The sequence below is a fragment of the Streptomyces sp. NPDC034103 genome (genome assembly GCF_055575395.1).
Genome location: NZ_JBVISS010000020.1, coordinates 17,220 through 42,167, shown reverse-complemented (window position 1 = coordinate 42,167; position 24,948 = coordinate 17,220). Strand labels below are relative to the sequence as shown.

Below are 24,948 nucleotides of genomic sequence, written 5' to 3'. Positions count from 1 at the left end.
GGGCCGACCCGCCCCCGCCCTCGGGACCGCCGACCGAGGGCGGGAGGATCAGGGTCGGCGGCCGTTCGGCGCGGGAGAGCCGCCGTCCCCGCGCCTGGCCTCCGAGGGGCCGGTACCAGTGCACTACGAGGCAGTGCGTACCGGCAGCGTGCGCGTCGCCCCGGCTCGTGCGCGGGTTTCACACGGGGCGCCTGAAATGTCGACCCCCGTGGCAGGCGACCGCAGGCGACCTGGGTGGCGACTGTTTCTGACTATCTCTCGATGAAACGGATGTTGCCCTGGCGCCTTGTTGGTCATGACTCGGTTGTGCAAGGGTGAACTGCCCGTGCGGGGGGTAATGGCCGGGTCTTCTTTCGTCCGGTGGGGAACCCGGACGAAAGAGTCATGGGTGAATTCTCGCTCCCCGCGCCTCGCCATAAAGGTACGCACCAATCCCCGGCCTTTTTCGGCGAGCAGAACTTTGAGAACCACCTGCGCGTGGGAAGGAAACCGCTCAGTGCCCACCCCCCACCCCCCTCGCCCCCCTTACCCGCCGCCCGGCGGGGTTCCGGGGGAATCCGACGACGACCTCGCCTCCCTGCTCAGGGGGCGCCCGGACGGCGAGGCGGCCCAGTCGGCCGCGCTGTTGATGGCGCGGCACTGGCAGCCGGTCCACGAGTACGCCGTCATCTGCCTCGCGGCCCGCACGGACGTCGCCTCCATGGTGACCGCCGCCGCCTTCCACCAGGTCCTTGACCGGCTCGCGCTCGGCGAGCCGGCCACCGCCCTGCGCCCCAGGCTGCTGGTGCGGGCCCGCGACATCGTCCGCGAGTGGTCCGCCGAGGACCGAATATCCGCCGTGCTGCCGGATCTCGGGAAACCGGCCGGCGGTCGCGGTATGCGTGCGGCGAAGTCCATGACGCCGGAAAACCGGAAACTCGCCGAGCGCTCATTCCAGGCGATGCCCGGACTCGCCCGCTGTCTGCTGTGGCACACCGAGGTCGAGGCCGAGTCCATTGCCGCCCCCGCGGGTCTGCTGGGCATGGACATCGCCACCGCGTCGGCCGCTCTCGAACAGGCGCGGGACAAATTCCGCGAGGGTTGCGTACACGCCCATCGAGAACTCGCGCCCACCAAGGACTGCCGCTTCTACAACCGCCTCCTCGACGTCCCGATACGCCGGGGTGGAGCCCTGTTGCCCGATGTGCAGCAGCATCTGACGGGGTGCCGCTACTGCCGTTACGCCGCCGAGCAACTGGGCCATTTCGAGGGTGGCCTCGGGGTGCTGCTCGCGGAGTCGGTGCTCGGCTGGGGCGCCGGCCGCTACCTCGACTCCCGGCCCGGCCGCACCGAGCCCGGTCCGCGCGGGCGCGGCGGCGCCCGGCACGGCGGCGGACGCCGGAGCCTGCTGTCCCGTATCCCCAGCCCCGGCCGGCGCCCACCGGACGGGCCGCGGTCCTCACGGGTGTTGCTGACCGGGGTGGGGCTGGCGTCGGTCGGGCTGATCGCCAGTGTGCTGGCGGCGAACGTCTGGTCGGACGACGACGGCACCGAACCGGCCGCCTCCACCAGCGCCTCCGGGGGCGGCGAATCGGCGTCCGGCGGCGTGTCCAGCTCACCGCCCGGCACCGCCCAACTGCCCACCGTGCCCCGCCAGTCCAGGCTGCGCAACGTCGCCGCGGACCTCTGCCTCGACGTCCGCGGCGAGGTGAAGAAGGGCGCCGCCACCGAGCTGGAGACCTGCTCGGACGCGGCGAGCCAGAAGTGGACGTACGAGGCCGACGGGCGCCTGCGCAGCGCCGCCGACCCCGACCTCTGCCTCGACTCGCACGTGGACGCGGGCGTGGTCATCCTCGGCACCTGCGTCGACGAGAAGAGCAGGCGCGCCGCCGACGTGCGCTACGACATCACCGTGCCGGGCGAGTTGCTGACCCGCTGGGACGACCAGCTCGCCCTGACCTCCACCACCGGGGCGGCGGACGCCGACATCGTCGTCAAGGTGCGTGACGGTTCCGACGGACAGCGCTGGGTGACCGACTCCGTGGTGCCCAGCGCCGGCGCGCTCTCGGTCCCGGGGGCCGGCGCCCCCTCGGCCCGGGCGGTCGGGGGGCCCGCCTAGCCGACGACGTCGCGGGGCGGTTCGCCCGCCAGGTGCGCGGTCACGTTCTGGACCGCGGCCAGGGCGATCCGCACCAGCGTCTCCCGGGTGACGCCCCCGACGTGCGGCGACAGCACCACGTTCGGGGCGCGCAGCAACCGCAGGGCCGGGGTGGGGGGTTCGGGGTCGAAGACGTCGAGGCCCGCACCGGCCAGGGCGCCCTTCTCCAGGGCGTCGGCGAGGGCGTCCTGGTCGATCAGGGCGCCCCGCGCGGTGTTGATCACGAATGCGGTCGGCTTCAGGAGCGCGAGCCGGCCGGCGTCGAGGAGATGCCGGGTCTCCGCGGTCAAGGGCGCGTGCAGGGAGACGTAGTCGGAGGTGCGCAGCAGTTCGTCGAGCGGCACATGCCGGGCGCCGCCCAGCCCCGCCTCGGTCTCCTCAGGCAGTCGGCGCCGTCCGGCGTAGACGATGTCCATGTCGAACGCCACCGCACGACGGGCCACTTGGCGCCCGATCTGCCCGAGCCCGACGATGCCGAGCGTCTTGCCGGACAGCTCGGTCAGCGAGCGCTGGAGCCGGGGCAGCGCCCAGTCGGCCTCGACGAGGGCGGTGTGCGCCGGGACCAGCCGCTTGGCGAGCGCCAGCATGAGGGCGAAGGTCTGCTCGGCGACGTTCTGTGCCTCGGCGCCGCTGGAACCGATGGTGCACACCCTCGCGCCCCGGGCCCGTACGGCAGCCACGTCGACGTAGTCGAAGCCGTGGCTCGCGCACTGCACCAGCTCCAACCCCTCGGCCGCGGCGATGTGTTCGGCCGTGACCGGGGCGAGCGCGGTGATGATCACATGCGCGGCACGCAGCGCCGCCGGGTCCTCGTCGACCGCCTCCACGACGGTGACGCGCGCCTCGCCCGGGAGCAGCCTGGCGAGCCCCGCGCCACCGGCCCGACCGCCCACGTGCGGCGCGACGACGGCGAGCACGTTCTTCGTCATGCGGGGTCCTCGATCAGGTCGGCGGGTCCGACGGTGGCGGGGGAGGAGTGCCCGGACAGGGCGAGGGTGAGGTCGAGTTCGGCGAGCAGACAGCGGATCACGTGCTCGACGCCGGACTGACCGTCCAGACCCAGCCCGTACACGTACGGCCGTCCGACCAGCACCGCCCGGGCGCCGAGCGCGAGGGCCTTGAAGACGTCGTCGCCGGTGCGGATCCCGCTGTCGAACAGGACCGTCAGCCGGTCGCCCACCGCCTCGACGACCCGCGGCAGCGCGTCGGCCGCCGCCACCGACCCCGCGACCTGCCGGCCACCGTGGTTGGAGACCACCACACCGTCCATCCCGGCGTCGGCGGCCGCCCGGGCGTCGTCCGGGTGCAGGACGCCCTTGAGGACGATCGGCCCGTCCCAGTTCTCCCGCAGGAACGCCAGGTCCGGCCAGGTCTTGCCGGGGTCCGCGAACATGCCCACGAAGTGCATCACGGCGGCGTCGGGATCCTCCGCCACCGGCTTGGCCAGGCCCGCCTGGAACGCCGGGTCGGAGAAGTAGTTGGCGGTGCCCACCCCGTGCAGGAACGGGAGGTACGCCTGATCGAGGTCGCGCGGCCGCCAGGCCAGCAGCGGGGTGTCCAGGGTGACGACGAGCGCGGTGAACCCGGCCGCCTTCGCCCGGCGGAGGAAGCTCAGCGCCACCTCGGGGTCCCGCGGCCAGTACAGCTGGAACCAGCGCTCGGCGTCCCCCATCGCCTGGGCGACCTGCTCCATCGGTGTGCTGGACGCCGAGGACAGGACGTACGGCACGCCCTGAGCGGCGGCGGCCCGGGCGGCGGCCGGCTCGGCACCCGGGTGCATGATCGACAGCACCCCGACCGGAGCCAGCGCCAGCGGGGCGGGCAGGGCACAGCCCAGCACGTCGACCGAGAGGTCCCGTTCGCGCACGTCCCGCAGCATCCGCGGCACGATCCGGCGCCGCTGGAGAGCCGCCCGGTTGGCGCGGGCGGTGCTGCCGTCACCGGCGCTGCCCGCCACGTACCCGACCGGGCCGGGGCCGAGCCGCTGCTCGGTGAGCTCCTCCAGCCGGGTGAGGTCGGTGGGCAGCCGGGGGACGGCGCCCGACATGCCGTTCAGATAGATCTCGTACTGGAAGTCGGCCCAGTGCTTCGCCATCCGTACGTCCCGCCTCTCGTCGCTGAGAACGCGTTGCGCTGTGACGATACTGGCGAGTAAGCACCGATCAGAACACCGGGGTCGGCCTCGGTTCCCTCAGTCGGTGCCCGTGGGGGTGTCCCCCGCTGCCGCGCCGGGGCCCTGTGCCCGCACCCGCTGGACGTGTTCGAGGGACTCGCGCGGCTCGGTGAGCCAGTCGTCGGTGTGCTGCTGGACCGGGCGCGCGCACGCTCAACCGGAATGTTTCAGGCCTATTGCCGAAGGGGTGTGAACCGGCCATTCGGTCGGTTGCGGCGATCAAGAACCGCATGGTTCCGGCGCTGGCATGTTCGATTCACGTGACTTCGCGCCACTGATTCAACACACAAGGTTACTGAAACACAGGGGGTCGATGTGAGATTCGCTCGCGGAGTCGGCAGACTCCGGCTCGCTGGTTCGACACCGATCGCGTCGGGCCGGCACCACCCCCGAATCAGCGGAAGGATGCACACAATGCGGAACACCGCGCGCTGGGCAGCGAGTCTCACTCTGACGGCCACCGCCGTCTGCGGCCCCCTCACCGGGACCGCCCTCGCCGCCCCCGCCTCGCTCTACGCCCCCTCGGCCCTGGTCCTCACGGTGGGCCACGGCGAGGACGCGGCCCTTGCCACCCCGGCCCGTGCCGTCACGCTGTCCTGCGCCCCGAGGCCGTCCGGCACCCATCCCGCGCCGGCCGCCGCGTGCGCCGAACTGCGCGGCGTCGGCGGGGACTTCGACGCGCTCGAGGTCCCGGACGACGTGATGTGCACCAAGGAGTACGACCCGGTGGTCGTCACCGTCGACGGTGTCTGGCAGGGCAAGCGGGTCTCCTACGAGCGGACCTTCGCCAACGAGTGCGTGAAGAGCACCCACGGGGTCAGCCTCTTCGCCTTCTAGGACCGGGATCGCCGGGCACCGTGCACGGACAGCGGCTCGTGGCTGGGGAGCGCGGGCCCTGACGCGGGAGTCCCCGCGATCTCGTACGGGGGCCGGCCGGGCGGAGTGGGGCCGCCCGGCCGGCCTTCGGATGTGCTAGGCCCGGTCGCGGTGGCTGGTGTCGCACCACGGGTAGCGGCGGCTGCGGCGGCAGGTGCACAGGGCCACCTTGAAGCGGTCGGAGCGGACGGTGGTGCCGTCCTCCAGCTCGACCTCGACCGGGCCGTCGACCAGCAGGGGGCCGCGGCGTTCCATCCTGACGCGGCAGGGCGATTCAGCGGACGGGTTCGGCACGGGTCACCACCAACTCCTCGTTGCTCTCAGTTCTCCGCGGTACCAAGGTCGTGTACCCGGAGTACCCCGGCATTCATGGGACAAGGGAAGTCTCCGCGTCGAGCGGTGTCCGCAGTGAGGACCGGCCCGAGCGCCAGTCCGTCAGCAGGCGGGCCGCGAAACGGTCCTCGACGTATTCGGTGGCGTCGATGCCGAAGGTCACGTCGGCCGCCAGGTGGGGCTCCTCGGCGAGCAGACCGCCGATCACGTCGTGGCGCACCACCTGCTCGTGCACGGCGTCGGCCTCGACGTGCTCGTCGTAGAAGTGCTCGGCGGCCGGTCCGGCGCCCGTGCGGCGCATGGCCTCGGCCATCCGCCGGGAACCGGGCGAGGACGTGACCTCCACCGCCGCGAAGTGCCCGACCAGGGCGCCGCGCAGGGACCGGTGCAGCCCGAAGAGCGACATGAGGTTCACCGTCGCCAGGACCTCCGCGCAGGCGGCGTCCAGATAGTGCCCGTACGTCGTGTCCAGGCGCAGGTCGGTCATCAGGTCCGCGAACAACTGGGCGTGCACCCGGTCGGGGCGGCCGCCGCCGTACTCGTCGAACTCCACCGCCGCCATGGCCGCCTTGGCCCGCCCCCACAGCCGGGGCAGCACCCAGGCGTGCGGGTCGGCCTCCTTGAGGTGGTACAGCGAGCGCTGGGCGGCGTACTCGCGCAGCTGCCACAGCTCGCCCTCGTCGCGCAGGTAGTGGCTGACGCCGGTGCCGTCGACGGGCTCGACCAGGAGGTCCCCGAGGGCGGCGTCCACGCTGTCGTGCACGGTGGTGTCCGCGCGCAGCGCCGTCAGGAAGCGGTGTTCCAGCGCGGCCCGGGTGCGCAGCAGGTCCGGGTCCCACTCGGCGTCCGGAGCGACGCCCGCGAGGCCGCGGTAGTGCAGCTCGTAGCAGAGGTAGAGGGCCAGCTGGAGATCGTCGCCGTAGACGTTCGCACGCGCGATCTCGTCGTCGCCCGGCAGCGGGCCGGAGCCCAGCAGATACTCCACCACGGCCGCGGAGACCGGGCCCCGGGCGGGCGGCATGCGTGGTCCTTCGTGATCCTTTGCCATGCGCCCCGGGTACCCGGGTGGAATGGGGTCATCCGCCCTGGTGGGATCGGCGGTGCGGGGTGACGCGCGGGGCGGGGCCGGCTTGCGGGGTCCGCGGCCCGGCGGTGGGTATGGGGTGGGGCGTCCTGGCCTTGGTGGGCCCGGCGTGCGGGGTGGGCTCGGGGCGGACGTGGCGTGCGAGGTGGGCGGGGGCCCGGTGACAGGCTCGGGGCGGGCGCCTGCAAGCCTGCGCGTCGACCGCGTACGGAGGCCGGCCGGTTCCGGCGAACGGGCCGTGGGGCCGGGTGCCCCCGGTCCGTCGGCCGTAGGGCGTGGCGCGGGCCCGGTCGGGGGTGCCGCCGGGCCCGCCGCGCACGTCGTGCCGTCAGTCGCCCGCGGACTCCTCCTGGGCGTCGGCGTTGGGGGTGAGGGCGTCGGCGGCCTCGCCCCGGTGCTGCTTCTCGGAGTCCGGGGTGCGCCGCGCCGCCTCCTCGGCCTCCCGGCGGACCTCCTCCGCAGCGGTCTCGGTGTGCTTGCCCTCATCGGACTCGGTCATGGCGGTGTCTCCTTTCTCGGCCGCCCCGCTGGGCAGCGTTCTTCCGGTGCCCGGCGGGGCCGCGGTCCTTCCGGTGCCCTACCCGGCCGTGCCTTCCCGGGTGTCCCCGGGGCGGCGCTTCCCGCGCGCCCTGCCGAGCCGTGGCTTTTCGGCTGCCCCGCTCACAGGCGCGGGTTGCGCGTGCCCTCTCGGGTGCCCCGCCGGGCCGGTTTTCCTCCCCGGCTTCCCCGCTGGGCCGTCCTGTCCCGCGTGCCGCAGGGCCGTCCGCCGTCGGTTCAGCCGCGTGCGGTCGCGACGCGCAGCGGTACCGGCTCCTGGGCGGGGGGCTCCTCGGCCTGGCGGCTGATCTCCGCCCACCAGGAAGGGCCGTCCTCGATGTGCCGGAGCAGTACCCCCTCGCGGATCGCCCAGGGGCAGAGGGTGACCGTCTTGATGCCGGTCAGCTTCAGCGCGGTGTGCCCTACCACCGCCCCGGCCAGGCTCTGGGCGGCGCGCGGCGCGGAGATGCCGGGCAGCAGGGAGCGCTGGGCGGTGGGGAGTTCGGAGAGCCGGAGGATCGCCTCCCGCAGGTCGCGTCTGTGCAACTGGCGCTCCATGAACGGCCCGTGCCGCCCCGGCGGGGCCCCGCACAGCCGTCCCAGCTGCTGGAAGGTGCGGGAGGTCACCACCGCCGTGCGCGGTCCCTCCCAGCGGATCCGGGCCGCGACGTCCCGCAGTTGGTGGCGTACCCGGCGGCGCAGCTCCCGCACCGACTCCGGTGACGGCGGGTCCTGGCCGTCGAAGAACTCATGGGTCAGCCGTCCCGCACCGAGCGGCAGCGAGGCCACGAAGTCCGGCAACCGGCCCCGCCCGAAGGCCACTTCGAGCGAGCCTCCACCGATGTCGAGCAGGGCCAGCGGCCCCGAGCGCCAGCCCATCCAGCGGCGCGCTGCGAGAAAGGTGAGCTCGGCCTCCACCTCGCCCGGCAGCGTGCACAACTCCACCCCGGTCCGCGTGCGCACCGCGCGCAGCACCTCATGTCGGTTGGGCGCGTTGCGCACCACGGTCGTCGCGAAGGCCAGCGGCGCCGTGGCGCCCCATCTCGCCGCGGTTCTGTCCGCCTCGGTCACCGCCTCGACGAGCCGTTCGACGGACTCGTCGGGCAAGGGACCGCCCGGCGTGACCTTTTCGGACAGCCTGAGGCGCCATTTCGCGGTGTGCACCGGCAACGGCACCCCGCCCTCCAAGTCCGCCACCACCAACCGGACCGTGTTCGACCCCACATCCACCACGCTGATTCGCATCCCACGGGGGTACCCGCTGGAGGGCCCTCCCTCACCACACCAGGGCGTCGCGTGCGGGAACCGGCCAGGCACGGCACGCCGGTGGCGCGCGTACTCCGCGCCGAGGCGGCCGGCGAGCAGGGGCTCTTCGTGACACCGGCGGCCGGGGCCGGTGTGGAGAAGTCCTTGCTGCGAAGCCCGCCGCCGGTGCGCGTGCGGGCGCCGTGGCAGCGCGAAGGGGCCGCCGTCTCCCTGATGACGGTGGCCCCTTCGGGTCGTGCGGTCACATGTGGACGACGGGTGCGGCGTCCGCGTCCTGCTCCGGCACCCCGCGCCGGTAGAGCAGGAAGGCGATCAGGGCGCCGGCGGCGAAGAAGCCCGCCGACCACCAGAAGGCGGTGGTGTAGCTCTCGATGGTGGCCCGCGCCTGGACCAGCTTGTCGGTCGCGTCCTTGCCGGCCAGGTAGTCCGTCGCGGCGCTGGCGGCCAGCGTGTTCAGCAGCGCCGTGCCGATCGAGCCGCCCACCTGCTGCATGGCGTTGACCGTGGCGGAGGCGACGCCCGCGTCCTCGGCCGCGACCCCGCCGGTGGCCAGCTGCATGGCCGCCGGCATCACCATGCCGAGACCGGCACCGATGATGATCAGCGGCGGCAGCACCGCGGTCAGGTAGTCGGAGTCGACGCCGATCCCGGTCAGCCAGGCCATGCCGGCCACGGAGATCGCGAAGCCGAACGGGACGACGGCCTTCGGGCCGAGCCGCGGCACCAGGACGGTGGTGCCGAGCTGTGCCATCACCATCAGGGCGGCGACCATCGGCAGGAAGGCGGCACCGGTCCTGGTCGGGCTGAAGCCCAGGTTCAGCTGGAGGTAGTAGGTGAGGAAGAGGAACACGCCGAACATGCCCGCGCCGGAGATCAGCACCGCCACGAACGAGGCCGCCCGGTTGCGGTCGCCCAGGATGCGCAGCGGCAGCAGCGGGTGCGCGGCCTTGGTCTGCCACCAGGTGAACGCGGCCAGCAGCACACCGCCGGCGATCAGGAAGCCCCAGGTCTCCGGGGCGCCCCAGTCGTGCGTCTCGGCGTTGGAGAAGCCGTAGACCAGGGAGAACAGACCGGCGGCGACCAGGATCGTGCCGGGGACGTCCAGCTTGGAGTCGGCGGCGTCGCGGTGGTTGTTCAGCAGCACCCAGCCGCCGGCGAAGGCGACCACGGCGATGACGACGTTGACGTAGAGCGTCCAGCGCCAGTCGAGGGCGTCGGTGAGGACGCCACCGAGCAGTAGACCGACCGCACCGCCGGCGCCGGCGATGGCGCCGTAGACGCTGAAGGCCTTGGCGCGCTCCTGGGCGTCGGTGAAGGTCGTGTTGAGCAGTGAGAGCGCGGCGGGCGCGAGGAGGGCTCCGAAGGCGCCCTGGAGGGCGCGGGCGGTGACCAGCATCTCGAAGTTGGTGGCCGCACCGCCGAGCGCGGAGACCGCGGCGAAGCCGACGACGCCGATCAGGAAGGCCGGCTTGCGGCCGAAGAGGTCGGCGATCCGGCCGCCGAGCAGCAGGAGGGAGGCGAAGGCCAGCGCGTACGCGGTGACGATCCACTGCCGGTTGCCGTCGGAGAACCCGAGGTCGGCCTGGGCCGAGGGAAGGGCGATGTTCACGATGGTGGCGTCCAGGACCACCATCAGCTGGGCCAGGGCGATGACCGCGAGGATCCACCACTTCTTGTGGGAGGAGGCCTCGGGCGGCGCCTCGACCGCGCCGGGGCCGGCGCTCTCGACAAGGGTCTTCTGAGCCATGGAAGAACCACTCCAGGGAAGTCGTCCGGATTTTGCCAAACCGTAAACGAAACGGTTTCGTACACATCGAGGCTAGGCGACTTCCAGCGAAACGGCAACGTTTCGTTGGGGGAGGGGGGTCGAGTGTGACGAGCGGCACGGTCGGCGGCCCGGACCGATCAGGCCAGCTGCCGCCGCACCAGCTCGTGCAGCGGCCCGGACCGATCAGGCCAGCTGGCGCCGCACCAGCTCGTGCAGCCGCCCGCCGGTGTCCGCGAGCAACTGCGCGGGCGGGCCCTGCTGGGCGATCCTGCCGTCCTCCATGACGATCACGCGGTCGGCGTCCAGCACCGTCGACAGGCGGTGCGCGATGACGATCCGGGTGGCGTTGAGGGCCTTGGTGGACTCGATCACCCGGCGCTGGGTCTCGTTGTCGAGGGCGCTGGTCGCCTCGTCGAAGAACAGGATCCGGGGGCGGCGGATCAACGCCTGCGCGATCATGAGCCGCTGCCGCTGACCACCGGAGACCGCGCCACTGCCCGAGACGATCGTGTGCAGGCCCATCGGCATCCGCTGGATGTCCTCGGCGAGCCCCGCCATCTGCGCCGCCGCCATCACCTCCTCCGGCGTGAACGGCTCGGTGCCGCAGATGACGTCCATGATCGAGCCGTTGAACGGCTGCGCGTGCTGGAGCACCACCCCGCACTGCCGGCGCACCGCCGACTGGTCGAGCGCCGCGAGGTCCTGACCGTCGTACAGCACACTGCCCGAGACCGGCGGGTCGAAGCCGATCAGCAGCCTGAGCAGGGTCGACTTGCCGCAGCCGCTCGGACCGACGATCGCCACGAACTCACCCGGCCGCACCTCGAAGGACACGTCGTCCAGGACGAGGGGACCGTCGTCGGCGTACCGGAAGGAGAGCCTGCGCGCCTCGATGGCACCGGACAGCGGGCCGGGGCGGGTGTTGGCGGTGCGCACCTCGGGAGCGGCGTCCAGGACCGGCTTGATCTCCTCGAAGAGCGGCAGCGCACCCACCGCCGAGACGAAGGAACCGGTCAACTGGGCCACGGCGGTCAGCACCATCGTCACCGAGGTGTTGAAGGTGAGGAATTCCGCCGCCGACATCGACCCGCGCGCCGGGCCCGCCAGCAGCATGAACATCAGCAGCGTGCAGATCGGCAGGTAGACGGCGCCCATCACGGTGGTGAGGTTCTTGATCCGCCCCACCTTCTGCTGGAGTTCACGGCTGCGCGCGAACTGCCCCGCCCAGGCCGCGTACGCGTAGTTCTCGGCCGCCGCGACCCTGAGCTTCGGCAGTCCGCGCAGGGTCTGGAACGCCTGGTTGTTGAGCTTGTTGCCGAGCACCACCAGACGCCGCTGCCAGCGCACCTGCCACAGGCCGAGCCCCAGGAACATCCCCGCGATGACCACGAGCATGCCGATCGCCGCGAGCGCCATCGGCACGCTGTACCAGAACAGCAGCCCCAGGTTCATCGCGCCCACGGTCACCGACTGGGCGACGACCGGTCCGACGCCCGCCAGCAGCCGGCGGATCGAGCTGATGCCCATCGCCGCGCTCGCCAGCTCGCCGGTCGACCGCTCCGTGAAGAACTTCGTCGGCAGCCTCAACAAGCGGTCCCACACCGCCGGTTGGAGCGTGGCCTCGATGCGGCCCTCCAGGCGCAGGATGGTCAGGTTCTGCAGCAGCATGAAGGCCGCCGCCACGAGGCTGCTGACCATCACCGCGAGACAGACCTGCACGATCAGGTCCGTCTGCGCCTTCGGCACGAACTCGCCAAGCACCTTGCCGGTCGCGATCGGCACGATCGCGCCGATCGCGACGGTCACCAGCCCGCTCAGCAGCAGGTTCGTCATATCCCCGCTCATGCCCCGCATGCTGAACCGCAGCAGCCCGAGCGGACCGAGCGGACGCTCGGGCAGCGGCCGGTAGAACATGACGGCTCGCGGCTCGAACTCCTCCGCGTTCGCCTTCTCGATCGGGGTCTCACGGCCCGTCGCCGGATGCACCGCCACATAGCCGCCGCGCCGCCACAGCAGCGCCACCGGTGTACCGGACAGGGCCCGATGGCCCACCAGCGGACCGACGTCGTCGCGCCACCAGGCACCGTCCAGCCGCACGGCCCGGGCCCGGACGCGGGAGGCGAGCGCGATCTGCTCGACGGGGTCCAGCCGGTCGCTGCCGGTGCCGCTCTGCGCCGGGTCGGCGAGCCTGATCCCGGCCGCCTGGGCGACCAGCTTGCACGCCGCGTACGAGGCGTCCGCGTCGGCGGCCGTCGCGCGCTTGCCCGAGGACGTGCCGATCGACGCCAGCAGCGTCCGGTCGGCCTGGGCGCGGACCGCCTCGCCGGCCTTGATGCCCTCGGCGGTACGTGTCTCGTGGTTGCGTTCCAGCTGCTCGATCCAGCGGTCCAGCGTGGTCAGCAGCCGGTACTGCTGGTCGACCATGGACTGCCAGACCGCCGGGTCCATCAGCAGGTCGGCGGCGGCCTCGGCGCCGTACAGCGAGCCGTACTGCACGCTGCCCGGCGGCACCTGCATCCAGAACACGTCGTCGTCGGTCACGGCGGCGGCCCCCTCGGTGGCCATCGGCGCCTGGAAGAGGATGGACAGGCTGCGGCCGACACCGAGGGCGAGGGCGTACTCCAGCGGGCTGGTCGTCGGCGGGACGTACTGGGGGTTGCCGTACGCGTCGTAGGACCAGGTCTGGGTGGGGGCCGGCTGGTACAGCTCGCGCAGCCCGATGCGGTGGACGACGCAGTCCCTGAGCGGGCGGGCGACCAGGGTGTGCTGGGGTCCGGGGACGGGGCCGAGGATCAGGGAGCCCGCCTCCAGGCGGCCCAAGTGGTGCCAGTGGCCCTGCTGTTCGGCGTCGACCGCGAACAGGTCCACCGCGCCGGCGGCCACCAGCCACAGCACCTGCGGTCCTTCGAGGTCCAGGCGGGTGACGCCGGAGCAGTCGACGACGGTGCCCAGGGTCCCGAGGGCGCCGAGGACGACGTCCCCCTCGTGTGCGGTCGTCATCTCAACGCTCCCTGACCAGAGCCGCGTACGCACCGCCGTGCGCCACCAACTCCTCGTGCCGCCCGCGTTCCACGATCGTGCCGTGCTGGAGCACGACGATCTCGTCACTGTCGCGCACGGTGCTCAGCCGGTGCGCGATCACCACACAGGCACAGCCGCGCCGGCGCAGGTTGTCCATCACCGTCAGCTCGGTCTCCGCGTCCAGCGCACTGGTCACCTCGTCGAGGACGAGGATGCTGGGCCGGCGCACCAACGCCCGCGCGATCTCCAGCCGTTGACGCTGGCCGCCGGAGAAGTTCCGGCCGTCCTGCTCGACCCGGCTGCGGATGCCGCCCGGGCGGCGCATCACGACGTCGTAGAGGGCCGCGTCCCTGAGCGCGTCCTCGACCGCGTCGTCCGGGACGGAGGGGTCCCACAACGCCACGTTGTCGCGCACCGAGCCCTCGAAGAGGAAGACGTCCTGGTCGACGAAGGAGACCGACGAGGCGAGCGCGCCGCGCGGGATGTCCTCCAGACGCTGTCCGTCGATCCGGATGACCCCCTCCCAGGGCGCGTACAGGCCCGAGATCAGCCGGGAGACGGTGGACTTGCCGCTGCCCGAGCCGCCGACCAGGGCGACCTGCTGCCCGGGGCCGACGGTGAGGTCGAAGCCGGTCAACAGGGGCTTGTCGAGGGGGTTGTAGCCGAAGGTGATGTTCTGGAGCTCGACATGGCCGTGCAGTCGGCGGGTGGAGTCGCCGGCGCCGGGGCGGTCGTAGAGCGGGTCGGCCCGGAAGTTCTCCACGTCCTTCAGCCGGGCCACGTCCGCGGCGAAGTCCTGGATGCGGCCGGCGACGCCGTTGAGGCGGGTGATCGGAGCGGTGAAGCGGGTGACCAGCGCCTGGAAGGCGACCAGCAGGCCGACCGAGATGCCGCCTTCCACCGCGCGCATGCCGCCGATCCACAGGATCAGCGCGCTGTTGAGGGAGGCCAGCGTCGGCGCGACCACCCCCAGCCAGGCGCTCGGCACCCCGAGCCGCTGCTGCTCCTCAAGGGTGGTGGCGTGCTGGCCCGCCCACTTGCGGAAGTAACCGTCCTCGCCGCCGGTCGCCTTCATCGTCTCGATCAACTGAAGGCCCGTGTAGGCGGTGTTGGTGAGCCGGGCACTGTCGGCGCGCAGCTTGGCGGTACGCGTGGCGCGCAGCCGGATGACGACCCGCATGGCGACGATGTTGAGCAGGGCGACACCGATGCCGACGAACGTGAGCTGCGGGTCGTAGGTGTAGAGCAGCACCGCGTAGAGGACCACGACCACCGCGTCGACACCCGCCGCGGCGAGGTCGCGGGCCAGCGTCTCGGCCACCGCGTCGTTCGACTGGAGGCGCTGGACCAGGTCCGCGGGGCTGCGCTGGGAGAAGAACGTCACCGGCAGCCGCAGCAGATGGCGCAGGAAGCGGGCGCTGGAGAGGGTGGAGGAGATGACGCGGCCGCGCAGCAGGTTCGCCTGCTGGAGCCAGGTCAGCACCAGGGTCAGCAGGACGCAGGCGCCCATCGACGCGAACAGCACGCCGAGCAGGGAGGTCTGCCCGCCGATCAGGAACATGTCGATATAGGTACGGCTGAGCGCGGGCACCGCCGCGCCGACCAGGACGAGGAGCAGGCTCGCCAGCACCGCGGCGGGCAGCGTGCCCGCGGTACCGCGCAGCCGGGCCGGCATCGCGCCGAGCACGCCCGGTTTGCGCCCGCCCCTGGTGAAGCCGTCCCCCGGCTCCATGATCAGCACCACGCCGGTGAAGCTGGAGTCGAAGTCCTCCATCGGCACGAACCGGCGGCCCTTGCCGGGGTCGTTGATGTGGACCCCGCGGCGGCCGAAGCGGCGGCCCATGCCGTCGTAGACGACGTAGTGGTTGAACTCCCAGAACAGCACGGCCGGCGTCCGCACCTCGGCGAGGGCGGCCGTGTCCATCTGCATGCCCTTGGCGGTCAGCCCGTAACTGCGCGCCGCCTTCAGCAGGTTGCTCGCCCGCGAGCCGTCCCGGGAGACGCCGCAGGCGATGCGCAGCTCCTCCAGCGGGACGTGCTTGCCGAAGTGGCCCAGCACCATCGCGAGCGAGGCGGCACCGCACTCCACGGCCTCCATCTGAAGGACGGTGGGCGTGCGGACGGTCTTCGCCCGCCCCTTGGGGACCGGGCGCTTGGGCGGGGCGGCGCGGCGTCTGCCGCGGGTGTCCTGTGCGGTGCTCACGGCAGCAGCCAATCGACGGGGCGCTGGTCGGCCAGCCGGATCGAACCCTTGGCAAGAGTCATGGAGGTGAGGGCGAAGGGCGGCCCGTCCTTGGAGGACCACCGGTAGCCGCTCTTCGTGCCGGAGGACCGCTCGAGCCGCACGGTGACGGCGACCGGCCTACCGTCCTCGGTGAACTGCTCGCCGAGCTGGGAGTCCCCGAGGAACGCGGCGATCGACTGCGCCGACTGGGCCGAGCGGTCCACCGACTTCACCCGTCCGCGCAGCACGCCGAACTCCTGGGTGGGCACCGAGGAGACGGTGATGTCCACGGCGGCGTGCGCGGGTATGGAGGCCGCGTTCTCGGCGGGGACGTACACGGTGGCGTACAGGGGGTCCTTGGCGTGGGCGACCTTCTCCACGGCGGCGACGTTCGCCCCGGTCTGGATGATCTGCCCGATGGTCGCGGCCAGCGCGGTCACCCGGCCCGCGGCGACCGAGCGGACGACGGTGTCGCCCTTGGCGGTACGGACCTTCAGCACGGGGGAGTCGGCCGGCAGCCGCTCGCCCTCCTCGGCGAGGACCGCGGTGACCTGCCCGGCGACGGGGCTCTGGAGGAGGTAACTGCCCTGCCCGTGGGTGAGGATCGCGGGCGCGCTCACGGTGGAGGCGACCGAGCCGGTCACCGCCCACACGGACGCGGCGGCGATGACGACCACCGTCACGGAGAGGGCGAGCCAGCCCTGGGGGCGGGCGAAACGCACCGGAAGGTCGAGGTCTTCGGGCGACTGCAGCTTGGCGAGGGCCTGTTGGCGGAACTGCACGGAACTTTCCCTCACCTGAAAACGACAGGGGACCGGCTCACCCGAGCCGGCTGTGTGACGACGTCCGAGAGTCCCGGAGCCGGGGAGCGGCTCCGGGACCCAAGGGCACGAGGTGCGATCAGAGACCGGCGACCAGGTTGGTGACCGGGGCCGTGTTCAGGCCGGTGACACCCTCGACCGTGCCGACGACCGTGTTGACCAGGCCGGAGGCCGGGGCAACGCCGTCCACCAGGCCGGTGACGGTGCCCAGGGCGTTCAGCTGGAGGCCACCGGAGACGTTGTCGAGCTCGGCGTCGGAGATCTCGACGGTCTCAACCTGGGGGGTGGAGTTCATGATGGAACTTCCCTTCATATGGATATTCGCAAGGGGGGAACGGTGCCCCCTGGGGGACGGCCGCGACCGCAGGCGCCGGACGCCCGTTTCCGAAAGTCCTGTGCGGCCTGCGGTGCGATGGATCAAAGCACGCGCCGACCGCGCCCTTCCAATCAACCACCCGTCCCACCAGGCAACTTGCGCCCCACCCGTGCCGAACCGTGCAGGAGTGCGCACGTCTGGGTGGCGAGTTCTTCACACGCGCCACGTCATCCGTGCGCACTCTCCCGCGCGCCCCGGACGGCGAATCCGACACTCCCGCCCCAATGGCGTACGCGAGTTGCGCAGGCCTGTGCAGAAGGCCCGTTCGCCGTGACTTCGTTGCGTATGGGATGTGCAGATTCCCTGAAGCCAGGATTCGGCGGAGAGTTCGAGACCGACCGTCGTGGACCGCGTACGGAGCGTGTCAGCCCAGGAGTGCGTAGACCGTGCTCGCGCGGGCCGCGAGGTCGCCCGACTGGGCGTCGGTCATCGTGATGTCCGCGAACGCCATGCGCCGGCCCAACTTGGTGACGACCGCCTCGATCAGGACATCGGAACCGGACACCGCGCGCTGGAAGGACGTCGACTGCTGCACGGTCGTCATCGGCCCGTAGGCGCCCCGCGCCGCCGACACCGCGATCACGGTGGCGGTGTCGGCGGCGGCCATCAACGCCTGCCCCGACAGCGCCCCGCCCTCCCGCGACAGCCGGTCCGACCAGGGCAGACGCAGGGTGGCGCGATGCTCGCCCAGGTCCTCGACCGACAGGCCGAGATCGAGGACCCAGGGGGCGAAGTTGTCGGCGAGGATCTTGTCGGCTTCGGCGGTTGTCATCGTCATATGGGGGATTGTTCCCGCTCCCGGCCCGCCGGACGCGGACCTGACCGATTCACGGCCGTGCAAAGAGATTGCCTGCAAACGGAATTGAACGCCCCACGTACCTCCTGCGTACCCACTGCCATCCAGGCGCCCCGACGAGCCGCCGACGACCGGCGGCGCTGACCCCGTCCTCCAGGAGGTCGAGAAGTTTGAGTCACAAGCGAATTCCGAAGCGCAAGGCCGCGATCGCAGCGGGCGGCGTGGTGGCGCTGGGAGCGGCCGCGATTCTCCTGCCCCACGCGAACGCCTCCCAGGACGGCGCCTCCGGCCAGGCCGCCGCCCCGAAGACACTGAAGGCGTCCGACGCCTCGGATCTCGCCTCGCAGCTCGAGGACCTGCTCGGTGAGGCGTTCGCGGGCTCGTACTACGACGCGAACCAGAAGCAGCTCGTCGTCAACGTCGTATCGGGCGACAACAACAACGTGATCGTCCAGGCGAAGAAGGCCGGCGCGAAGATACGCGAGGTCGACAACAGCCTCGACGAGCTCGCGGCCGGCGCGCAGACGCTCAAGACCGAGGCGACGATTCCCGGCACCGCGTGGGCCGTGGACCCCAGGACCAACAAGATCCTGGTGACCGCCGACAGCACGGTCACCGGTGGCAAGTGGGACCAGCTGGAGTCGACCGTGCAGACGCTCGGTTCCGGCATGGCGACCATCAAGAAGTCGGCCGGCACCTTCAAGACGTTCCTCTCCGGCGGCGACGCCATCTTCGCCGGCGGCGCGCGCTGCTCGGCCGGCTTCAACGTCACCTCGGGCGACGGCACCCCCGCCTTCCTGACCGCCGGTCACTGCGGGGTCGCGGCGGAGCAGTGGTCGGACGCGGAGGGGGGCCAGCCGATCGCCACCGTCGACCAGGCCACGTTCCCCGGTGCCGGGGACTTCGCGCTCGTGAAGTACGACGACCCGGCGACCGTCGCGCCGAGCGAGGTCGACGTCGGCGACCAGACCGTGCAGATCTCCCAGGCGGCCGACGCCGAGGTCGGGCTCCAGGTGTTCCGGATGGGCAGCACCACCGGGCTCGCCGACGGCCAGGTCCTCGGACTCGACGCCACCGTGAACTACCCGGAGGGCACTGTCACCGGGCTCATCCAGACCAACGTCTGCGCCGAGCCCGGCGACAGCGGCGGCTCGCTGTTCACCCAGGACGGTCTGGCCATCGGCCTGACCTCCGGCGGCAGCGGCGACTGCACGGTCGGGGGTGAGACCTTCTTCCAGCCCGTCACCACCGCGCTGGAAGCGGTCGGCGCGACACTCGGCGCGGGCGACGCGGCGGGCGGCGGCGAGGAGGCCGGCGCGGGTGACGAGGCCGGCGCGGGCGCCGGTGACGAGGCCGGCGCGGGCGAGGAGGCCGGTGCCGGTGAGGAGGTCGGCGGCCAGGAGGTCGGCGGCCAGGAGGTCGGCGGCGAGGAAGTCGGCGGCGAGGAAGTCGGCGGCCAGGAGGTCGGCGGCGAGGAAGCCGGTGGCCAGGACGTCGGCGGCGAGGACGCCGGCGCGGGCGTCGAGGACGGCTCCGGCGGTCTGACCGAGACCCACTGACCCACGCGCCACCAGCGCCGCACGGACACGGTCCGGCCCTCCGGCGGGAGGGCCGGACCGTTCGTGTGCCGGCACCGGGCGAACCCCGCCATCCACCTCGGCACGCGTCACCGCCTGGCTCTCTCCCCGCGCGGACGCTTGTTCGATGGGTTTCGAGTGCGGCCGCCGTGGCCACCCCACGGAACGGTCCCAGGGGCTGCGCAGGTGTCTGATAAGCGCTGTAATGGCGGACGTGGTCAGTGAGGGCGTTGCGGGGCGCGGAACGGGACCGCCGCGTGCCGAGGTTGCCCTCGGAGCGGTGACGGCCGATCCCGGCTCGCCCGAACGGCTGCGCCGCCTCCTGGAACAGGTGCTCGTCTTCGCCCACGCCTCCTTCGCCGCCGTCTACCGGCCCAGCCGGGACCGCGAGCTGCTGTGCCTGACGGAGTCGGTCGGGGTCCCGCGCACCCTGTACGGCCTGCGCGACGGCTATCCCCTCGCCGGCGGCACCCCGGTCGCGGACGTCCACCGCACCGGCAAGGCCGCCTGGCTCGGCCCCGAGGAGCTCGCCGGGTCCGCCGGGTCGCGGCGCGTGGCGCCGGGGGACTTCTGTCTGGCGGCCCTGCCCGTCCGCGGGGACGGCGGCGAGGGCTGTCTGGTCGCCGTGAGCGAGCGTCCGGACGGCTTCGACGCCGATGACCGCGCCTGCCTCGAACGCCTCGCCGACGCCGTCTCCTGGTCCGTCCCGGCCCGGGCCGCCGAGGGCGAGGAGCTGAGGGCCAACGCCTTCAGTCTCGCCATGGACACCGGACGCGTCGAGGTCGGCGACGACATCCTGGAGCTGTTCCGTATGGCCCCGGGCGACTTCGACGGCCGCGTCGAGACCCTGCTGGCGCGGACCGTGCCCGAGGACCTGCCCGCCCTGATGTCGGTCGTCGAGGCCGACCACATGTCCATCGGCGACCGCGAGCTGGAGTTCCGGGTCCTTCAGCCCACCGGACCACCCAAGTGGCTCAGACTGCGCGGTCGCATTCTGCCGGGCGCCGAGGGACAGCCCGCCCGCCTGGTGGGCACCGTCGCCGACGCCTCCACGCTGCGCTCCGACGTCACCGACGTGGCCCGCGTCCAGCGGCTGGCCGCGGCCCTCGCCACCGCCGGCACCGTCCGCGACGTCAGCCAGGCCGTCGTCGCCGCCCTGCGCAAGCCGCTCCAGGCCGACCGCATCGCGCTCGCCGAGCTGGAGGGCGACCGGCTCGTCGTCACCGTCCTCGACCCGCCGGAACCGGAGTCCTGGCCCGAGCTGTGGCGCCTGGAGTGGCGCACCGAGTGGCCGGACGCGCCGGTGCGCGCGATGCCCACCCTGGCCGCCGCGCTGAGCGAGGGACGCGCCCAGATCTGGCCCGCCGGCACCGCCCTGGAACCCGCCCTCGCCGAGGTCGGCCCGGGCGGCCTCGCCGTGCTGCCGCTGCCAGGCGCGGGCCGGATGGCGGGCGCCTGTCTCATCGGCTGGGACACCCCGCACGACTTCGGCCCCGACGAGCGTGCCCTGCTCACGGCCTCCGCCGGTCTCGCGGGCCAGGCCCTGATGCGCGCCCACGCCTTCGACGCCGAGCACGAACTCGTCGGCATGCTCCAGCGCCAGCTGCTTCCGCGCCGGCTGCCCAAGCTGCCCGGCGGGGTCGCCGTCGCCCGCTACCTGCCGAGCACCGCCGGGCTGGAGCTGGGCGGCGACTGGTACGACGTGATCCCGCTGCCCGACAACCACGTGGCCCTCGTCATCGGCGATGTCCAGGGCCACAGCGCGGCCGCCGCCACCCTGATGGGCCAGATGCGCACCGCCCTGCGCGCCTACGCCGTGGAGGGGCACCCGCCGGACGTGGTCGTCTCACATGCCAACCGGCTCCTCATGGACATGGAGAGCGACCTCTTCGCCACCTGCGCCTACGTCGACGTCGACATGGAGGAGGGCACCGCCTGGTGTGTGCGTGCCGGGCACCTGCCGCCCGTGCTGCGTCACCCGGACGGCCGTGCCGAGATCGCCGAGGCCGACGGCGGTCCGCCGCTCGGCGTGGTCACGCAGGCCGACTTCCCCATGACGCCGCTGCGGCTGCGGCCCGGCACGATCATCGCCCTGACCACGGACGGCCTGGTGGAGTCCGTCGACGCCGACATCGACGAGGGCATGGACCGCTTCGCCCACGAGCTGTCCGTCTCCGACCCCGCGCACCTCGGACTCGTCGCCGACGCCCTGCTCGGCAACGCCCGCCGCAGCGACGACGTCGCCCTGCTGCTGGTCCGCTACGACGGGATGGCCTCCCGCCCGCAGCGCGAGAGCTGGACGGTGTGGCGGGTCCCCCAGGCCGTGGGCCACGCCCGGCGCTTCACCCGGCGCACCCTGCGCACGTGGGGCGCGCCGGCCGATACCGTGGACGCCGCGCTGCTCATCGTCTCCGAACTCGTCACCAACGCCCTGGTGCACACCGACGGCCGGGTCCGTCTCGACCTCACCCTGCTCAACCACCGGCTGCGGATCGCAGTCGCCGACTCCTCGCCGCGCACCCCGGCGAAGGCGACCAGCATCGGCTGGGAGGCGACCGGCGGGCGCGGCATCCTCCTGGTCGAGGCGATGTCGGACACCTGGGGGACGGTCCCGGTCAGCGGCGGCAAGCAGGTCTGGAGCGAGATCTCGCTGGAGGGGTGAGTGCCGAACGACGCCGACGGGGTACCCGGAGGCGTCGAGCACTCCCGCCGCGCTGCAGAAGGAAGATGAGCCGCCGTGACCGCCCACTCTCTTGACCAGTCCGTCGTCCGCCGACCCGAGACAGGCTGGGCCCGGGCCCGCCGGCTGCGTGAGCGGGCCGGCATGCGGACCTGCGTCCCGGCCGTCGCGGAGACCGACGGCTCGGCCGCCGTCCGCCCGTCCACGGAGGGCAACATCGTACGGGGTGAGGACTGACCACTCGTACGGGTGCACCGGGAACTGACCGAACACATCGCGAGTTGATCGAATAGACCCCGTGTCACCACGGGCTTTCGTACGATGCAAGCCATATCGCGAACGATCCGTTACCGGCGGACCAGACTAAGGTGAACCAAATGAAGGCTCTTGTCCTGTCTGGTGGCGCCGGTACGCGATTGCGACCGATCACCCACACATCGGCCAAGCAACTCGTTCCCGTGGCCAACAAACCCGTCCTGTTCTACGGCCTGGAGTCCATCGCGGCCGCCGGGATCACCGAAGTCGGGGTGGTCGTCGGTGACACCGCCGCCGAGATCGAGGAAGCCGTCGGCGACGGCTCGAAGTTCGGTCTGGAGGTCACCTACATCCCGCAGGAGCGGCCGCTCGGACTGGCCCACGCGGTGCTCATCGCACGTGACTTCCTCGGCGACGACGACTTCGTGATGTACCTCGGCGACAACTTCATCGTCGGCGGCATCTCCGCGCTCGTCGAGGAGTTCCGCGGCAACCGGCCCGACGCCCAGATCCTGCTCACCCACGTGCCCGACCCGCGCTCCTTCGGTGTCGCCGAACTCAACGCCGCGGGCCAGGTGATCGGGCTCGAGGAGAAGCCCGAGTCCCCCAAGAGCGACCTCGCCCTGGTCGGCGTGTATCTGTTCACCCCCGCGATCCATGAGGCCGTGCGCGCCATCGAGCCCTCCTGGCGCGGCGAGTTGGAGATCACCCACGCCATCCAGCAGCTCATCGACGTCCGCGCCGACGTCCGTTCCACCGTCATCCAGGGGTACTGGAAGGACACCGGCAACGTCGTCGACATGCTGGAGGTCAACCGCACGGTCCTGGAGACCGTCGAGCACCGCATGGACGGCACGGTCGACGACGTCTCCGAACTGGTCGGCCGGGTGGTCGTCGAGGAGGGCGCGCGGATCACGCGCTCCCGGATCGTCGGCCCGGTGATCATCGGTGCCGGGACCGTCGTCAGCGACTCCTACGTGGGCCCCTTCACCTCTCTCGCGGAGAACTGCCGGATCGAGGACAGCGAGTTGGAGTTCTCGATCGTGCTCAGGGACTCCTCGATCCAGGGCGTGAGGCGTATAGAGTCCTCCCTCATCGGGCGCCACGTCGAAGTGACCCCTTCGACCGGCGCGCCCAGTGCCCACCGCCTCGTGCTCGGAGACCACAGCAAGGTGCAGATCCACTCATGAATCTCCTCGTCACCGGCGCCGCCGGCTTCATCGGCTCCCAGTACGTGCGCAGACTCCTCGCCGAGCAGGGCCCTGACGCGCCCCGGATCACCGTGCTGGACAAACTCACCTACGCGGGCACCCTGGACAACCTCGAACTCGACCATCCCCGGCTGGAGTTCGTGCAGGGCGACATCCGCGACGCCGAGCTGGTCGACAAGCTCATGGCCGACGCCGACCAGGTCGTGCACTTCGCCGCCGAGTCCCATGTGGACCGCTCCATCGCGGGAGCGACCGACTTCGTGATGACCAACGTGGTCGGCACCCAGACCCTGCTGGACGCCGCTCTCCGACACGGCACGGGCCCGTTCGTCCACGTCTCCACCGACGAGGTCTACGGCTCCATCGAGCACGGCTCCTGGCCCGAGAGCCACCCGCTCCAGCCCAACTCGCCGTACTCCGCCTCCAAGGCCTCCTCCGACCTGCTCGCCCTGGCCTACCACCGCACCCACGGCCTGGACGTCCGCGTCACCCGCTGCTCCAACAACTACGGGCACCACCAGTTCCCCGAGAAGGTCATCCCGCTCTTCATCACCAACCTGCTCGACGGCCTGAAGGTCCCCCTCTACGGCGACGGGCGCAACGTCCGCGACTGGCTGCACGTCGACGACCACTGCCAGGGCGTCGACCTGGTGCGCACCGGGGGCCGGGCCGGCGAGGTGTACAACATCGGCGGCGGCACCGAGCTCAGCAACAAGGAACTGACCGGGCTGCTCCTCGAAGCGAGCGGCGCCGACTGGGACATGGTCGAGTACGTCGAGGACCGCAAGGGCCACGACCTGCGCTACTCCGTCGACTGGACCAAGATCCACACCGAGCTCGGCTACCAACCGCGCCACGACTTCGCGACCGGTCTCGCCGAGACCGTCGCCTGGTACCGGGAGAACCGTTCCTGGTGGGAGCCGCTGAAGCGACGCGTCGCTCAGGAGCGCGCATGAGGTGGCTGGTCACCGGAGCCGGCGGCATGCTCGGCCGGGACACGGTCGAGGAGCTGACCCGCCGCGGCGAGCAGGTGATCGCCCTGGACCGCGCCGCGCTGGACATCACCGACCCCGACGCCGTCGACGCCGCCCTCGCCGGTCACCGTCCCGACCTCGTGGTCAACTGCGCGGCGTACACGGCCGTCGACGACGCCGAGAGCGACGAGAAGCAGGCCCTGCGTATCAACGGCGACGGACCGCGCAACCTCGCGCGCGCGTGTGCGGCCCAGGGGGCGAGGCTGGTCCACGTCTCCACCGACTACGTCTTCTCCGGCGACGCCCGCGACACCCCGTACGCCGAGGACCACCCCCCGGCCCCCCGCACCGCCTACGGCCGTACCAAGCTGGCCGGTGAGCAGGCCGTGCTGGAGGAACTGCCCGACACCGGCGCGGTCCTGCGTACCGCCTGGCTCTACGGCGCCCACGGCCGCAATTTCGTCAGCACCATGATCGCGCTGGAGGGCACCCGCGACACGCTCGACGTCGTCGACGACCAGCGCGGCCAGCCCACCTGGAGCGCCGACGTGGCGACCCGCATCGCCGACCTCGGCCCCCGGCTCGGCCGGGACGTCAGCGGGGTCTTCCACGCCACCAGCTCCGGCGAGACCACCTGGTACGCACTGGCCCGCGAGGTGTTCCGCCACCTCGGCGCCGACCCCGACCGGGTGCGGCCGGTGGACAGCGCGGCCTTCCCCCGGCCCGCCCCCCGCCCCGCCTACAGCGCGCTGGGCCACACGCGCTGGGAGCAGGCGGGCCTCGCCCCCATCCGAGACTGGCGGGAGGCGCTGACCGCGGCCTTCCCGTCCCTGGCGTGA

20 protein-coding genes are annotated in these 24,948 nt (G+C 72.2%); 8 read left to right on the top strand and 12 right to left on the bottom strand.

Annotation, left to right across the window (positions count from 1 at the left end):
* The first annotated feature begins 496 nt into the window (after positions 1–496).
* Positions 497–2,098, top strand: a complete 1,602-nt coding sequence (locus ACZ56U_RS35530) for an RICIN domain-containing protein (RefSeq protein ID WP_469088052.1) — start codon at positions 497–499, stop codon at positions 2,096–2,098.
* Here ACZ56U_RS35530 and ACZ56U_RS35525 read toward each other — a convergent pair.
* Together ACZ56U_RS35525 and ACZ56U_RS35520 are read right to left on the bottom strand one after the other, a co-directional pair.
* Positions 2,095–3,066 (bottom strand): 2-hydroxyacid dehydrogenase, encoded by a 972-nt coding sequence (locus tag ACZ56U_RS35525; RefSeq protein WP_469088051.1) that lies wholly within the window; start codon positions 3,064–3,066, stop codon positions 2,095–2,097. The two genes, ACZ56U_RS35530 and ACZ56U_RS35525, sit on opposite strands and share 4 nt — an antisense overlap.
* A complete protein-coding gene (locus tag ACZ56U_RS35520; RefSeq protein ID WP_469088050.1) occupies positions 3,063–4,232 on the bottom strand; it encodes a lactate 2-monooxygenase in 1,170 nt (389 codons plus the stop codon). Before ACZ56U_RS35520 ends, ACZ56U_RS35525 begins: the two co-directional genes overlap by 4 nt.
* 492 nt (positions 4,233–4,724) lie before the next feature.
* On the opposite strand from ACZ56U_RS35520, the gene ACZ56U_RS35515 reads away from it, so the two are divergent.
* Positions 4,725–5,147 (top strand): protease inhibitor, encoded by a 423-nt coding sequence (locus ACZ56U_RS35515; protein ID WP_469088049.1) that lies wholly within the window; start codon positions 4,725–4,727, stop codon positions 5,145–5,147.
* Between the two features lie 135 nt (positions 5,148–5,282).
* Here the strand turns inward: ACZ56U_RS35515 and ACZ56U_RS35510 are convergent, their stop codons facing one another.
* The 10 genes from ACZ56U_RS35510 to ACZ56U_RS35465 form a co-directional block, all read right to left on the bottom strand.
* Positions 5,283–5,480 carry a CDGSH iron-sulfur domain-containing protein gene (locus ACZ56U_RS35510; protein ID WP_469088048.1) on the bottom strand — a complete coding sequence of 66 codons (198 nt, stop codon included), beginning with the start codon at positions 5,478–5,480 and terminating at the stop codon, positions 5,283–5,285.
* Between the two features lie 73 nt (positions 5,481–5,553).
* Complete coding sequence (locus ACZ56U_RS35505; protein ID WP_469088047.1) at positions 5,554–6,567, bottom strand: iron-containing redox enzyme family protein; 1,014 nt, start codon at positions 6,565–6,567, stop codon at positions 5,554–5,556.
* Between the two features lie 364 nt (positions 6,568–6,931).
* Positions 6,932–7,102: a hypothetical protein gene (locus ACZ56U_RS35500; RefSeq protein ID WP_469088046.1), complete on the bottom strand. Its 171-nt coding sequence runs from the start codon at positions 7,100–7,102 to the stop codon at positions 6,932–6,934.
* Positions 7,103–7,377: 275 nt separating this feature from the next.
* Positions 7,378–8,385, bottom strand: coding sequence for a Ppx/GppA family phosphatase (locus ACZ56U_RS35495; RefSeq protein ID WP_469088045.1), 1,008 nt, complete (start codon positions 8,383–8,385; stop codon positions 7,378–7,380).
* A 262-nt stretch (positions 8,386–8,647) separates the two neighbouring features.
* A complete protein-coding gene (locus tag ACZ56U_RS35490; protein WP_469088044.1) occupies positions 8,648–10,153 on the bottom strand; it encodes an MFS transporter in 1,506 nt (501 codons plus the stop codon).
* 204 nt (positions 10,154–10,357) lie between these two features.
* Positions 10,358–13,174, bottom strand: a complete 2,817-nt coding sequence (locus ACZ56U_RS35485; RefSeq protein WP_469088043.1) for an NHLP bacteriocin export ABC transporter permease/ATPase subunit — start codon at positions 13,172–13,174, stop codon at positions 10,358–10,360.
* 1 nt (position 13,175) lies between these two features.
* A complete protein-coding gene (locus ACZ56U_RS35480) occupies positions 13,176–15,398 on the bottom strand; it encodes an NHLP family bacteriocin export ABC transporter peptidase/permease/ATPase subunit (protein WP_469088042.1) in 2,223 nt (740 codons plus the stop codon).
* Complete coding sequence (locus ACZ56U_RS35475; protein WP_469088041.1) at positions 15,395–16,201, bottom strand: biotin/lipoyl-containing protein; 807 nt, start codon at positions 16,199–16,201, stop codon at positions 15,395–15,397. Before ACZ56U_RS35475 ends, ACZ56U_RS35480 begins: the two co-directional genes overlap by 4 nt.
* A gap of 118 nt (positions 16,202–16,319) precedes the next feature.
* Entirely contained in the window at positions 16,320–16,535 is a 216-nt protein-coding gene (locus ACZ56U_RS35470) for a type A2 lantipeptide (protein ID WP_469088040.1), read from the bottom strand.
* A 445-nt stretch (positions 16,536–16,980) separates the two neighbouring features.
* Positions 16,981–17,394, bottom strand: a complete 414-nt coding sequence (locus tag ACZ56U_RS35465; protein WP_469088039.1) for a PaaI family thioesterase — start codon at positions 17,392–17,394, stop codon at positions 16,981–16,983.
* 188 nt (positions 17,395–17,582) lie between these two features.
* Here ACZ56U_RS35465 and ACZ56U_RS35460 point away from each other — a divergent pair, with 188 nt between their 5' ends.
* The 6 genes from ACZ56U_RS35460 (at position 17,583) to rfbD (ending at position 24,948) form a co-directional block, all read left to right on the top strand.
* Positions 17,583–18,971 carry a S1 family peptidase gene (locus tag ACZ56U_RS35460; protein WP_469088038.1) on the top strand — a complete coding sequence of 463 codons (1,389 nt, stop codon included), beginning with the start codon at positions 17,583–17,585 and terminating at the stop codon, positions 18,969–18,971.
* Between the two features lie 223 nt (positions 18,972–19,194).
* Entirely contained in the window at positions 19,195–21,651 is a 2,457-nt protein-coding gene (locus ACZ56U_RS35455) for a SpoIIE family protein phosphatase (RefSeq protein WP_469088037.1), read from the top strand.
* Positions 21,652–21,726: 75 nt separating this feature from the next.
* Entirely contained in the window at positions 21,727–21,906 is a 180-nt protein-coding gene (locus ACZ56U_RS35450; RefSeq protein ID WP_469088036.1) for a hypothetical protein, read from the top strand.
* A gap of 140 nt (positions 21,907–22,046) precedes the next feature.
* Positions 22,047–23,114: a glucose-1-phosphate thymidylyltransferase gene (locus ACZ56U_RS35445; protein WP_469088035.1), complete on the top strand. Its 1,068-nt coding sequence runs from the start codon at positions 22,047–22,049 to the stop codon at positions 23,112–23,114.
* Positions 23,111–24,091, top strand: a complete 981-nt coding sequence (gene rfbB / locus ACZ56U_RS35440) for a dTDP-glucose 4,6-dehydratase (RefSeq protein WP_469088034.1) — start codon at positions 23,111–23,113, stop codon at positions 24,089–24,091. The genes ACZ56U_RS35445 and rfbB overlap by 4 nt, the downstream gene beginning before the upstream one ends.
* Complete coding sequence (rfbD, locus tag ACZ56U_RS35435) at positions 24,088–24,948, top strand: dTDP-4-dehydrorhamnose reductase (RefSeq protein WP_469088033.1); 861 nt, start codon at positions 24,088–24,090, stop codon at positions 24,946–24,948. Before rfbB ends, rfbD begins: the two co-directional genes overlap by 4 nt.